General features: G+C 69.9%; 9 protein-coding genes. 5 read left to right on the forward strand and 4 right to left on the reverse strand.

The window, feature by feature from the left end:
• Nucleotides 1-128 precede the first annotated feature (128 nt).
• The 3 genes from D7Y15_RS38965 to D7Y15_RS38975 form a co-directional block, all read right to left on the reverse strand.
• Nucleotides 129-929 carry a Stp1/IreP family PP2C-type Ser/Thr phosphatase gene (locus tag D7Y15_RS38965; protein WP_120580271.1) on the reverse strand — a complete coding sequence of 267 codons (801 nt, stop codon included), beginning with the start codon at nt 927-929 and terminating at the stop codon, nt 129-131.
• 107 nt (nt 930-1,036) lie between these two features.
• Entirely contained in the window at nt 1,037-2,773 is a 1,737-nt protein-coding gene (gene recN, locus D7Y15_RS38970) for a DNA repair protein RecN (protein ID WP_120580266.1), read from the reverse strand.
• A 157-nt stretch (nt 2,774-2,930) separates the two neighbouring features.
• A complete protein-coding gene (locus D7Y15_RS38975; RefSeq protein WP_167548174.1) occupies nt 2,931-6,194 on the reverse strand; it encodes a DEAD/DEAH box helicase in 3,264 nt (1,087 codons plus the stop codon).
• Nucleotides 6,195-6,504: 310 nt separating this feature from the next.
• Here D7Y15_RS38975 and D7Y15_RS38980 point away from each other — a divergent pair, with 310 nt between their 5' ends.
• From D7Y15_RS38980 to D7Y15_RS39000, 5 genes are all read left to right on the forward strand, one after another.
• Nucleotides 6,505-7,041: an adenine phosphoribosyltransferase gene (locus tag D7Y15_RS38980; protein WP_120580265.1), complete on the forward strand. Its 537-nt coding sequence runs from the start codon at nt 6,505-6,507 to the stop codon at nt 7,039-7,041.
• A 95-nt stretch (nt 7,042-7,136) separates the two neighbouring features.
• Nucleotides 7,137-7,757, forward strand: coding sequence for a TetR/AcrR family transcriptional regulator (locus tag D7Y15_RS38985; RefSeq protein ID WP_121755731.1), 621 nt, complete (start codon nt 7,137-7,139; stop codon nt 7,755-7,757).
• Nucleotides 7,757-8,254, forward strand: a complete 498-nt coding sequence (gene coaD / locus D7Y15_RS38990) for a pantetheine-phosphate adenylyltransferase (protein WP_120563835.1) — start codon at nt 7,757-7,759, stop codon at nt 8,252-8,254. The genes D7Y15_RS38985 and coaD overlap by 1 nt, the downstream gene beginning before the upstream one ends.
• Nucleotides 8,251-8,997 (forward strand): MBL fold metallo-hydrolase, encoded by a 747-nt coding sequence (locus D7Y15_RS38995; RefSeq protein ID WP_120580263.1) that lies wholly within the window; start codon nt 8,251-8,253, stop codon nt 8,995-8,997. Before coaD ends, D7Y15_RS38995 begins: the two co-directional genes overlap by 4 nt.
• Nucleotides 8,998-9,153: 156 nt before the next feature.
• On the forward strand, nt 9,154-10,755 hold the full coding sequence (locus D7Y15_RS39000) for a bifunctional UDP-sugar hydrolase/5'-nucleotidase (RefSeq protein ID WP_121755732.1): 1,602 nt from the start codon (nt 9,154-9,156) through the stop codon (nt 10,753-10,755).
• Between the two features lie 3 nt (nt 10,756-10,758).
• Here the strand turns inward: D7Y15_RS39000 and D7Y15_RS39005 are convergent, their stop codons facing one another.
• The gene (locus tag D7Y15_RS39005) at nt 10,759-11,538 is read right to left on the reverse strand and encodes a YdcF family protein (protein WP_120580261.1); all 780 of its coding nucleotides are present in this window, start codon (nt 11,536-11,538) and stop codon (nt 10,759-10,761) included.
• Between the last annotated feature and the right edge of the window lie 106 nt (nt 11,539-11,644).

Consider the following 11,644-nt stretch of genomic DNA (forward strand, 5'->3'; position numbering starts at 1 on the left):
CTCCCGCACCGTCACCCACTGGCGATTCTCAGTAAGTGGAAAGGTTGGGGCAGCTATCATCCGCATTTGAAGAGTGTCAAGGTCAACAGACTCCAGGGCGCGCCCCAATCGCGCCCCGAGTCCGGGCCCTACCCGCCCTGCATGCGCACGACGATGACGCTGATGTTGTCGTCGCCGCCGCGGTCGTTGGCCAGGTCGATGAGGTGCTTGGGCACTTCATCCAGGTTCGCGTGGCGCGCGACGGCGTCGTGGATCTCCCGGTCCTCCAGCATGTTGGCGAGGCCGTCCGAGCAGAGCAGGAACACGTCACCGGGCTCGGACACGAGCCCCATGACATCCACCTGGACCTCCTCCTCGAAGCCAACGGAGCGGGTGATGATGTTCTTGTACCGGGAGTGCTTGGCCTCTTCCGGTGTGATCATCCCCGCTTTGATCTGCTCGTTGACCAGCGAGTGGTCCTCGGAGATCTGCTGAATGAGGTCCCCGCGGATGAGGTACGCGCGACTGTCGCCCACGTGGGCGAAGAAGGCGTGCTCGTCGCGGACCACCAGGGATATGACTGTCGTGCCCATGCCGGACAGGCGCGCGTCATCCTGGGCGGTGAGGTAGATGGCCTGACAGGCCTTCTCCACCGCGCCCCGGAGCGCTTCCGGAATGGGCGAATCCTGGAGGTTGGGAACGCTGACGAAGGGGTTTTCCCGCCCTTCACGCGCGCGCCTCAGCTCTTTGTCGATGGTCTCGACGGCGATGCGCGACGCGGTACCACCACCCGCGTGCCCACCCATGCCGTCCGCCACGACGTAGAGCTGGAGCTCATCGTCAATGAGGAAGCTGTCCTCGTTGTGATTGCGCTTGCGCCCGACGTCCGTCAGGCCAGCGGAGATGACTTTATGGCGGGGGGCCGCGGTCTGCCCTGCGGTGCTGGACACGCGCCGGATGCTATGTGAGCCCATAAGTGGGGGCAAGGACGCGGACGAAAACTCCCGGTGCGTCATGCCCCTCCCCCTGGGTCACCCCTACCTTGTAGGCCCCCATTTCAGGCCGTCCGGCGCAGCCGACCCCGGGGGCTGTTGCCTTCCGGACCCGACTCCCGGCGCGCGCGGGGCGTGGCCCGGTGGGCCGAACGCACCAGCGCTTCCGCCGCGCCCAGCGCCTCGCGAGTCACCTCCACGCCCGACATCATGCGCGCCAGTTCCTGGGTGCGCTCGGCGCCGGCCGAGAGCGAAAGCACCTGGGACACGGTGCGCTCGCCCTTCACGCTCTTGCGGATGAGCAGGTGCGCGTCCGCGTAGGCCGCCACCTGGGGAAGGTGCGTGATGCACAGCACCTGACGGTGGGAGCTGACCTCGCGAATCATCCGGCCCACCACGTCCGCGATGGCGCCGCTGACGCCCGCGTCCGCTTCATCCAGGATGTAGCAGCCGCACGCGTCACTGTCCGCCAGTGCACGTTTGAGCGCGAGCAGCAGCCGGCTCGCCTCACCACCCGAGGCCACCTTGGCCAGGGGCCGCGCCGGCTCACCCGGGTTGGCGCTGAAGAAGAACTCCACTTCATCCATGCCGTCCGGACGCAGCGACTCCCCGGCGGTGACGCGCACCTCGAAGGCGGCCTTGCCCATGGCCAGTCCGCCCAGGCCCTCGCGCACCTGCTGGGAGAAGGCCCCGGCGGAGGCCTTGCGCGCGCGGGACAGCGTCAGCGCCGCCTTGCGCGCCCGCTCCTCCACGCGTTTGCGCTCCTGGTTCAGCTCCTCCAGGATTTCGCGCCGGTTCTCCAGCGTGCCCAGCTCCGTCTCCAGCTCTCCGCGCTTCTTGAGGACGCCGTCCAGCGTCGCGCCGTGCTTGCGGCACAGCCGCTTGAGCGCGTCCAGCCGCTCCTCCACCTCGCCCAGCCGCCCGGGGTCGGACTCCAGCCCCTCCACATAGCGGTTGAGCAGGCGCGCGGCCTCCTCCAGCTCCGACAGCGCCGTGCTGAGCGATTGCGCCACCGGCGCGAGCGTCGCGTCGCACTTGACGCCCTCGTGCACGAGCCCCAGCGCGCGCCCGACAATCTCCACCGCGGACGGCGCCTCGCCCGACACCAGCAGCTCGGCCTCCGCGCCCTGACGCTTGAGCTTCTGGGCGCTGCCCAGCCGCCGGCGCTCCGCGTCCAGCTTCACGTCCTCGCCGGTTTCCGGGTCCAGGCGCGTGATTTCGTCCAGTTGGAAGCGAAGGAACTCCGCGCGCTCGCGCACCTTGGCGTCGTCTCCGCCCAGCGCGTCCATGCGGCCATCCACTTCCCGCAGGTTCGCCCACTCGCGGCCGTACGCGGCCAGCGCTTCCTCCAGGCGACCGTACTTGTCGAGCAGCACCCGGTGCAGCCCGGAGTCGAAGAGGCTCACGTGCTCATGCTGGCCGGCGATGTCCACCGCGCCCCGGGTGAGCTTCCCCAGCACGCCCAGCGTCACCAGCGCGCCGTTGACGTAGACCTTTCCGCGCCCGGTGCGCCCGAGCACGCGGCGCACGAGCACCTCCTCTCCCAGGTCCGGGAGGCCCAGTTCCTCCAGGCGCGCGGCCAGCACCGGTGTCCGGGCGAATACGCCCTCCACCGCCGCGTCCTCGCAGCCCGCACGGATGACGTCCGCATCCGCCCTGCCCCCGAGCAGAAGGCCCAGCGCGTCCACCAGAATGGACTTGCCGGCACCCGTCTCACCCGTGAGGACGGTGAGGCCCGCGCCAAACGCGACCTCCACCTCCTCAATCACCGCTACGTTCGAAATCCGAAGACCCAGCAGCACTCGCGCCCTCCGCGATCCGTACGACGCCCCAACACCTGAACACCCTAGCAGGTCTTGATGACACTGCACAGGTGTTCGGGTCGGGTGGATGGCGGGAGGGCGAGTGGGAGGGCGTGGCATGTTGGCGCCACAACCATCTCCCACTCCCCGAGTCGCATCAGATTTCGGTGAACAGCTCCTGGATGTCCTGTTCGGTGAGCGTGCGGCCCATGTCGTCCCCGTCCGTGCCCAGCACGCCGGCGGCGAGTTCGCGCTTGCGGCGCTGGAGGCTGAGAATCTTCTCCTCCACCGTGCCGCGCGTAATGAGCTTGTAGCTGATGACCGCGCGCGTCTGGCCGATGCGGTGCGTACGGTCCGTGGCCTGGTCTTCCACCGCGGGGTTCCACCACGGGTCGAAGTGGATGACGTAGTCCGCGGCGGTGAGGTTCAAGCCGGTGCCGCCCGCCTTGAGGCTGATGAAGAAGAGCGGCGGGCCGTCAGGGCGGTTGTACTCGTCCACCTTGCCCATGCGGTCCTTGGTGCGGCCGTCCAGGTAGAGGTAGCGCAGGCCCTTCTTGTCCGCCTCCTGCTTGAGCAGCTCCAGCATCTCCGTGAACTGGCTGAAGACGAGCGCGCGGTGGCCTTCCGCCACCAGGTCCGCCACCAGTTCCATGAAGCGCTCGAGCTTCGCGCTGGACGGCAAGAGCGTGCCGGGCGGCATCTTGAGCAGACGCGGATCGCAGCAGACCTGACGCAGGCGCATCAGCGCGGCGAGGATGGAGACGCGGCTCCTCTTGAAGCCCACCTTCTCGATGGACTCGTTCACCTTGCGGCGGCTCTCCTCCAGCACCTCGCGGTAGAGCGCGGCCTGGCCGGGCTCCATCTCGCACCACGCGACGCTCTCCGTCTTCGGCGGCAGGTCCTTGGCCACCTCCGTCTTGAGGCGGCGCATGATGAAGGGCTGGATGCGGCGGCGCAGCCGGTCCTTCGCGGTGGCGTCGTTGGCCACCTGGATGGGCTGCTCGTAGCGGTCGCTGAAGCCTTCCGCGCTGCCCAGGAAGCCGGGCATCAGGAAGTCGAAGATGCTCCAGAGCTCCGACAGGCGGTTCTCCAGCGGCGTACCGGTGAGCGCCAGGCGCGTCTCGCTGGGCAGCGACTTGCACGCCTGCGCGGTGGCGCTGTCCGCGTTCTTGATGTTCTGCGCCTCGTCCAGGATGACGTAGCGGAAGCCCACCTGGGACAGCTGCTCCAGGTCGCGGCGCACCAGCGCGTACGACGTGAGCACCAGGTCCATGTCCTTCAGGTCCTCCGCGCGCTCGCGGCGGTCCTGCCCGTGCCACACCATGGCCTTGAGGCCCGGCGTGAAGCGCTCCGCCTCGCGCTCCCAGTTGGCGAGCACGCTCGTGGGCGCGACCACCAGGGACGGCTTGCGGCCCTCGTCGTTGGCCACCTTCTGCATCAGGCTCAGGGACTGGATGGTCTTTCCCAGACCCATGTCGTCCGCGAGGATGCCGGACAGCCCGTGGCGCCGGAGGAACCAGAGCCAGGACAGGCCCGCCTCCTGGTAGTGGCGCAGCGTGGCCTGGAGTCCTTCCGGCACGGCCACCTTCGGCACGCCGGCGGACTCGCGCAGCGCGAGCATGGCCTGACGGGCCTTGGCCTCCACCTCGGTGAACTCGCTCAGGTCCGCGAGCAGGTCCAGGGCCACCGCCTGGTGCAGCGGCAGCCGGGTGCGCGTGCGGCCCGGCATGGCGCCGGCCTCCTCCAGGAGGTCCGCCACGCGCTTGATCTCCGCGACGTCCGCCTCCGCGAAGGAGCCGTCCTTCAGCGGCACGAACTTGCGGCCGGAGTCCAGCCACATGCGCACGGCGCCCAGGTCCACGGCCTGGTCGTCGGTGACGAACTCCGCGTCCAGGTCGAACCACTGCACGCCGCTCATGCCCACGCGGATGCGCGGCTTGAGCTTCGGGCGCAGCCGCACCTTGGGCGCCTGCACGCCGTAGCGCTCCCACTCCTCAGGCAGGCCCGCCAGGCCCCGCGCCCAGAACTCCAGGGCCACGTCGCCCGTCGCGTCGAACGCCTGCGAGGCCTGATCAAAGCGCAGCCCCTGGTCGAGCAGCACCTTGCCCGCGGCGCGCTCCACCTCGTCGCGGCGGCGGTACAGCTTGCGCGAGTCCTCGCCCACGCCGCTGGCGTAGCCCAGGTGCGTGGCCGTGGGGGACACCGCCACCGTCGTCTGGCCGTATCTCGCGGCCAGCTGCACCTTCACGCGCTCGGCGGCGCCTTCCAGTGTGACGACGAAGCGCGGCTCCACCGACTCGTCCACTTCGATGTCGTCCGCCTTCAACGACATGCGGAAGCGCGGCAGGTGCGCGGCGAAGAACGTCAGGACCCGGTCCAGTTGCCCGGACGGGAAGGCCATGGTCGGTTCCAGCAGCCACTTGCGCAGCAAGCGCGGCGGGAAGTCCGGCTCCACGGCGTGGAGGTTCTGCGCCTGGATGACGTACGTGCGCCGGCCCGCGAGCACGATGACGTCCTTGAGCGGGTAGCCCACGCCGTCCGGGAACAGCAGCTCAATCTGCGCGGTGGCACCGTCTGGACGCGACTCCAGATGGATTTGCGGCCGCACGGGCTGCTCCATGTAGACGAGCGGCGTGCCCCGGTAGATGACCCGGCGCTGGCGCAACAGCTCCAGCACCTCGCACAGGTCCTCGTCCGAGAGGACGATGCGCGAGTCGTAGCGGTGCTCATGGCGCGACAGCACCATGAAGATGCGCTCGTCCGGGGGCGCGATGCGGCTGCCCGCCTGGAGCAGACGCTTCACGTGCACGGGGCCCTTGGTCTGCGCGTCCTGACGGCGCACGTCCACGACCCAGTGGCGGTTGTTGGAGCCGCCCGCCCCCGTGCTCGCGGGGGTGAGCCGGTAGAGGAACTCGTAGTCGGGCAGTGAGGACAGGCCCAGCCAGCTCTCCACCTTGGCGAGCGCGGGCAGGCTGACGCCTTCCATCCCCGGCGCTCCGCCTCCGGGAATCTCCTCCTCGTCGTCCGGCCCCATGTCCTCGGGTTCGGGCGGCGGAGGAGGCGCCGCGGCTTTCTGCGGTGGCGGCGGTGGCCGGAAGCGGGCCGCGTAGATGAGTGCCACGGCGACCACGTGCTCGCAATGCGGGCCCGTGGTGTTCCACACCGGGCAGGTGCAGGAGGAAACGACTTTTCCCTCTCCGGGAATCAGGGCCACGTCGTAGCGCTCGCCGGACGGACCCGCGACCTGCGCGCGGATGCGTTCGGGTTCACGCGTGAGGCCGAAGACGCGGCGGCCTTCGGCCACCTCGCGGCCTTTCTTGAACGTGACGGGCTCGACCTCGGCCTTGAGGGCGCGGAGCCAGATTCCGTCCTGGGGGGAGAGAGGGTCTCGGGTGTCAGCGGTGGTTTGCACGGCTTGCAAGGGCCCCAGACTCCTTGGTCGGGGGGAACCGCCTCGCTTAACACAGTGAGGGGATCCCCGCGCGCGGGAAAAAATACGGCGTCCGCCAGCCGATGCGGCCGGGCGGCGCGAAGCTGTGAGATCATCAACGTCCGCCATGCCCCGGTCCCGTCCCAGTCCGCCCATCCTCCGGCCGTTGGCCCTGGGACTCTGCGTCCGGGGGCCCGCCAGGCTGGCTGTCACCCGGGCCGGGTACCCTGGGTCCCAGGTCCACCCCGGGTGTCATCCACCGGGCTGAAACGCCGCCGTCCTCCTTTCGGAGCCCCACCCCATGTCCCTCGACCCCACGCTCGCCTCCGACCTCCAGGCCGTCCTGAGAGATGTGCCGGACTTCCCCAAGCCCGGCATCGTCTTCAAGGACATCACCCCCATGCTGGCGGACCCGCGCCTCTTCGGCCGGGTGGTCACCGCCATGTCCGCCCCCTTCCGGGGCCAGCACATCACCAAGGTGGTGGGCGTGGAGTCGCGCGGCTTCCTGCTGGGTGCCCCCATCGCGCTGGCGCTGGAGGCGGGCTTCGTGCCCGCGCGCAAGCCCGGCAAGCTCCCGCACAAGCGCATCGTGGAGCGCTACTCGCTGGAGTACGGCGCGGACGGCGTGGAGATGCACGAGGACGCCATCCTCAAGGACGAGCGCATCCTCGTGGTGGATGACGTGCTCGCCACCGGCGGCACCGCCGACGCCACGGGCCGGCTCATCGGACGGCTGGGCGGGCAGATTGTCGGCTACAGCTTCCTCATCACGCTCGACTTCCTCGAGGGTCCGAAGCGGCTGGGGCCGGACAAGGTGACGTCCGTCCTCCGCTTCTAGCCTTCCGCCTGGCGTCACCGGACCCCACGTCCGGTTGACGCCCACGCTGGCCCTGTTTATAAGTTGGTCAAACAACTTAGAAACCAAATCGCGCCATGCCTCGTCCCTCCAATACCGAAGCGCGCCGGGAACAGATCGTCGCTGGACTGCTCAAGGCCATGGCCGAGCGCGGCTACGAGGGCGCGTCCGTGGCGGAGATCGCCCGTGCGGCGGGGCTGAGCGCGGGGCTGGTGCACTACCACTTCGAGGACAAGCAGGAGATCCTCCTGACCCTGGTGCGCTCGTTGGCCGCTCGCGCCCGGCAGCGCTTCGCCACGCGGGCGACGAAGCTCGCCGCGGACGATGCACACGGTCGGGTGGAGGCGTTCGTGGACGCGTTCCTCGCCACCGGGCCGGACGCGGACGTGGCGGCGGTGGCGGGCTGGGTCACCATCAGCGCGGAGGCCATCCGGCAGCCGGAGGTGCGCGTCGCCTACGAAGAGGTGGTGCGCGCGGACCTGGAGCAGTTGGAGGCGCTGGTCGCGGCGGTGGTGGGCAAGCGCCGCGCGCGTCCGCTGGCCGCGGGGCTCTTCGCCGCCATCCAGGGGTACTTCGTGCTGTCCGCGAGCGCGCCCGGGCTCGTGCCTCCGGGCTCCGCGGCGGGCACCGTGAAGCGCATGGCCGCGGGGCTGTTGGACGCGGCGACTTCTTCTTCTCCGGACCGTGAGGTGTCGTGATGACCATCGCCATCTACGCAGGCAGCTTCGACCCCGTGACGGCGGGACACCTGTCGGTGGTGCGACAGGCGGCGCGCCTCTTCAGCCATGTCGTCGTGGTGGTCGCGGTCAACCCGAACAAGCACACGCTGCTCACCGCCGAGGAGCGCATGGCGCTCATCCGGGAGGCCGTGGCCCGGCACCCCAACGTCTCCGTCACCTTCACCGAAGGGCTCATCGTGGAGCTGGCGCGGGAGATTGGCGCGAGCGTCCTGTTGCGCGGCGTGCGCGGCGCCACCGATGCGCAGTTCGAGACGGAGCTGGCGCAGATGAACCGCGCGCTCGCGCCGGAGCTGTCCACCCTCTTCCTGCCCGCGGAGGCGCACCTGGCGGAGGTGTCCAGCAGCGCCCTCAAGGAGCGCCTCACGCGCGGCGAGGACGTGTCCGCCTTCTGCCCTCCCGCCGTCGCCGCGAAGCTGCGCGAGCGGCTGTCCCCTTCCCTCCGGAGCCATCCATGAGCCTGTCCTTCATTCCCCTGGGCGTTGGTGATGCCTTCTCCGCGCTCTACTACTCGTCGTGCCTGGCGCTGGAGGCGGAGGACCAGGTGCTGCTGCTCGACTGTCCGCACCCCATCCGCAAGATGATGCGCGAGGCGTCCGAGTCCTCCGGCGTGCACCTGGACGTGGAGCGCGTCAGCGCCGTGGCCCTCACGCACCTGCACGCGGACCACGCCTCCGGCCTGGAGGGCCTGGGCTACTTCTCCTTCTTCGTGCTGCAGCGGAAGATGGAGCTGCTCGCGCACCCGAGCGTCACGCGCCGCCTCTGGGAGGGCCACCTGGCCGCGGGCATGGAGTGCCTCATCGAGCAGCAGGGCGCGGGGCCCAGCCACAAGCACTTCGAGGACTACTTCACGCACACGCCGCTGCACCTGGAGCGCTCGGTGCGCCACGGCCCGTTCGAAATCGAGTGCCGCTTCACCTACCACCACGTGCCCACCACCGCGTTCCGCATCCGCGCCGGGGGCCGGTGCCTGGGCTACAGCGCGGACACCGCGTTCGACGAGGGGCTCATCTCCTGGCTGTCCGAGGCGGACCTGGTCATCCACGAGACGAACTACGGCGTGCACACGCCCTACGAGAAGCTGGCGGCGCTGCCGGAGGCCACTCGCGCGAAGATGCGCCTCATCCACTATCCGGACCTGTTCGACACGAGCGGCAGCGTCATCGAGCCGCTGGTGCAGGGCCGGCGCTACACCGTCTGAGGACGGAGCGCATGGTGGGCCGGATGCCCTTCATCCTCCGGGAAGAAGGGCTTGCGCGTTGCGCCATATCCGGTCCGCTCGCCTTCACGTGCCGAGTGCGCTACGCCGAGACGGGTTGGCGCTCCCCCTGTGCCCCCGCAAGAGAACGACTGTCCGATGATGAAGAAGACCGTGAGCACCTGGGCGGTGCTGCTGCCGCTCGCATGGGTGCTGGCCATTCTTTCCACCGGGGCCGCCGGGGCCGCGGAGCCGACGCCTCCCGCCGACACCGTCCGCCTCACGATCCTCCACCTCAACGACGTCTATCAGTTCCAGCCCACCGCCCAGAACCGGGGCGGCCTGTCGCGCGTGGCCACGCTCAAGCAGCAGGCGCTGAAGGAGTCGCCGCACGTCCTCACGCTGCTGGCGGGTGACACGATTTCGCCTTCGGTGGAGTCGTCCGCGGAGGTGGCGGGCGAGGCGCTCAAGGGCAAGCAGATGATCGACGCGTGGAACGCGCTCGGTCTGGACTACTCCACGGTGGGCAACCACGAGTTCGACTTCGGGGACGACGTGCTTCGCGCGCGCCTCCAGCAGTCGCGCTTCCCGTGGCTGGGCGCCAACGTGATGAGCGTGAAGTCGGGGAAGGTGTTCGACGGGCTCAAGGCGTGGGACCTGCGCGACGTGGGCGGCGTGAAGGTGGGCATCTTCGGCGTGGTGCTGCCGGAGACGCAGACCTCGTCCAAGCCGGGCAAGGACACGCGCATCACGCCGTACTGCGAGGCCGCGAAGCGCTCCGTGGAGGAGCTGCGGGCCGCGGGCGCGCAGTTCGTGCTGGGGCTCACGCACCTGGCGGTGGAGCAGGACCGCGAGCTGGCGAAGTGCGTGCGCGTGGACCTCATCATCGGCGGGCATGACCACGACCGCGTGGAGGAGACCGTCGCGGGCACGCCCATCTTCAAGCTGGACGAGGACGCCATCGACCTGGGCCGCGTCACGCTGGACCTGGACGCGAAGACGGGCGCGGTGAAGAAGCTGGCGTGGAAGGTGATTCCCATCACCTCGAAGACTCCGGACGACGCGGCGTTCAACGAGCAGATGAAGCCCTACGCGCCGCTGATGGCCACGCTGGCGGAGCGCATTGGCCGCTCGCCGGTGGCGCTGGATGCGCGCAGTGCGCCGAACCGGCTGGGGGAGACGAACCTGGGCTCGTTCCTGGCGGATGCGTTCCGCGAGGCGACGGGCGCGGACGTGGCGCTCGTGAACGGGGGCGCCATCCGCGCGGACCGGGTGCTGCCCGCGGGGAAGATGACCCGGCGCGAGATGTACTCGCTCATGCCCTACCGCAACGAGCTGGTCGTCCTGGAGGTGACGGGGGCGACGCTGCGCGCGGCGCTGGAGAACGGCGTCAGCCTGAGCAGCGTGGATGGCAAGCCGCCCGGTCGCTACCCGCAGGTGTCCGGCCTGCGCTTCACCTATGACTTGCGCAAGGCGCCAGGCTCGCGGGTGACGAAGGTGGACGTGAAGGGCAAGCCGCTGGACGACGCGGCGAAGTACCGGCTGGCCACCTTCAGCTTCGTGGCACAGGGCAACGACGGCTACGCGATGTTCAAGGACCTGCCTGTCCTGCCCCCGAGCCCGGAGCACACGTCGCCCTGGGACGCGCTCAGCACCGCGTTCCGCACCGGCAAGCCCGCGCCCCGCGCGAAGCCCCAGGGCCGCATCACCGTCCTCGGCGTGCCCAAGGGCGGACTGCACGCGCCTCCGTCGATGAAGTAGCGCCTACCGCCAGGGCGCGGTCCAGCCTCGCGCCCGGTAGACCACCCGCCCCGCCAGCTCACGCAGCATGTCCGTGCTCTGGTTGAGCGCTCCCGAGCGTGGCAGCCAGCTCAGCTTCGCCGGGGGAATCGTCGAGGAGCGGAGGTCCACCGCGAGGGTGTCCGCCTTCAGCCCCACCGCCGCGAAGCAGCCGGCCGCTCGGGGCAGGTGCGCGGCGCTCGTCACCAGGAGCAGTGACTTCCAGCCGTGGGCTCGCACCAGCGGCTCCGACTCCAGCGCGTTCTCGCGGGTGTTGCGGCTGCGCCCTTCCTTCACGATGCGCTCGGGCGCGATGCCCCAGTGCTCCAGCTGCGCGGCCAGCACGTCCGCCTCCACCACCGCCTCCGGCCTCGCGTCCAGGTTGCCAGCGGTAATCAACACCTGCCGGGCCCTGCCGTCGTGCAGCAGCTCGAAGGTGCGCATCATCCGCTCCGGCGCGGCGTTGTACTCCGGCTGCCCCGAGCGCTCCGTGGCCGCCGCGTCCAGCCCTCCGCCCAGCAGGATGACCGCGTCGTAGACGGTGTCCGGCCGGTACGTGCTCACCGCGTCCGCCTCCGTCGCGCGCGTCAGCAGCGCCACCGTCGGCTCGATGGAGAACACGTACAGCACGGCCAACGCCGCGAGCTGGGACGCCAGCGACAGGCGCTTCCACCGGCGCAGCAGCAGCCCCGCCACGCCGAACAACAGCGCCCAGGTGAGCGGGGACAGCAGCAGGTCCAACAGCTTCGACAGGACGAGGAACATCGCGGCGCCGCTACCGACCCGACCGGGACTTGAGGTACTGCCGGGCCTCCGCCGCGCCGGTCCCTCGCGGCCGCAACTGCAGGTAGCGCCGGTAGTGCTCCACGGC

The sequence above is a fragment of the Corallococcus sp. AB030 genome (genome assembly GCF_003668965.1).
Taxonomy (GTDB): domain Bacteria; phylum Myxococcota; class Myxococcia; order Myxococcales; family Myxococcaceae; genus Corallococcus; species Corallococcus exiguus.

Excerpts from the sequence above, each read along its gene's own strand:
- D7Y15_RS38980 (WP_120580265.1), top strand. The coding sequence starts at position 6,505 with ATGTCCCTCGACCCCACGCTCGCCTCCGACCTCCAGGCCGTCCTGAGA.
- D7Y15_RS38985 (WP_121755731.1), top strand. The coding sequence starts at position 7,137 with ATGCCTCGTCCCTCCAATACCGAAGCGCGCCGGGAACAGATCGTCGCT.
- coaD (WP_120563835.1), top strand. The coding sequence starts at position 7,757 with ATGACCATCGCCATCTACGCAGGCAGCTTCGACCCCGTGACGGCGGGA.
- D7Y15_RS38995 (WP_120580263.1), top strand. The coding sequence starts at position 8,251 with ATGAGCCTGTCCTTCATTCCCCTGGGCGTTGGTGATGCCTTCTCCGCG.
- D7Y15_RS39000 (WP_121755732.1), top strand. The coding sequence starts at position 9,154 with ATGATGAAGAAGACCGTGAGCACCTGGGCGGTGCTGCTGCCGCTCGCA.
- D7Y15_RS39005 (WP_120580261.1), bottom strand. The coding sequence starts at position 11,538 with ATGTTCCTCGTCCTGTCGAAGCTGTTGGACCTGCTGCTGTCCCCGCTC.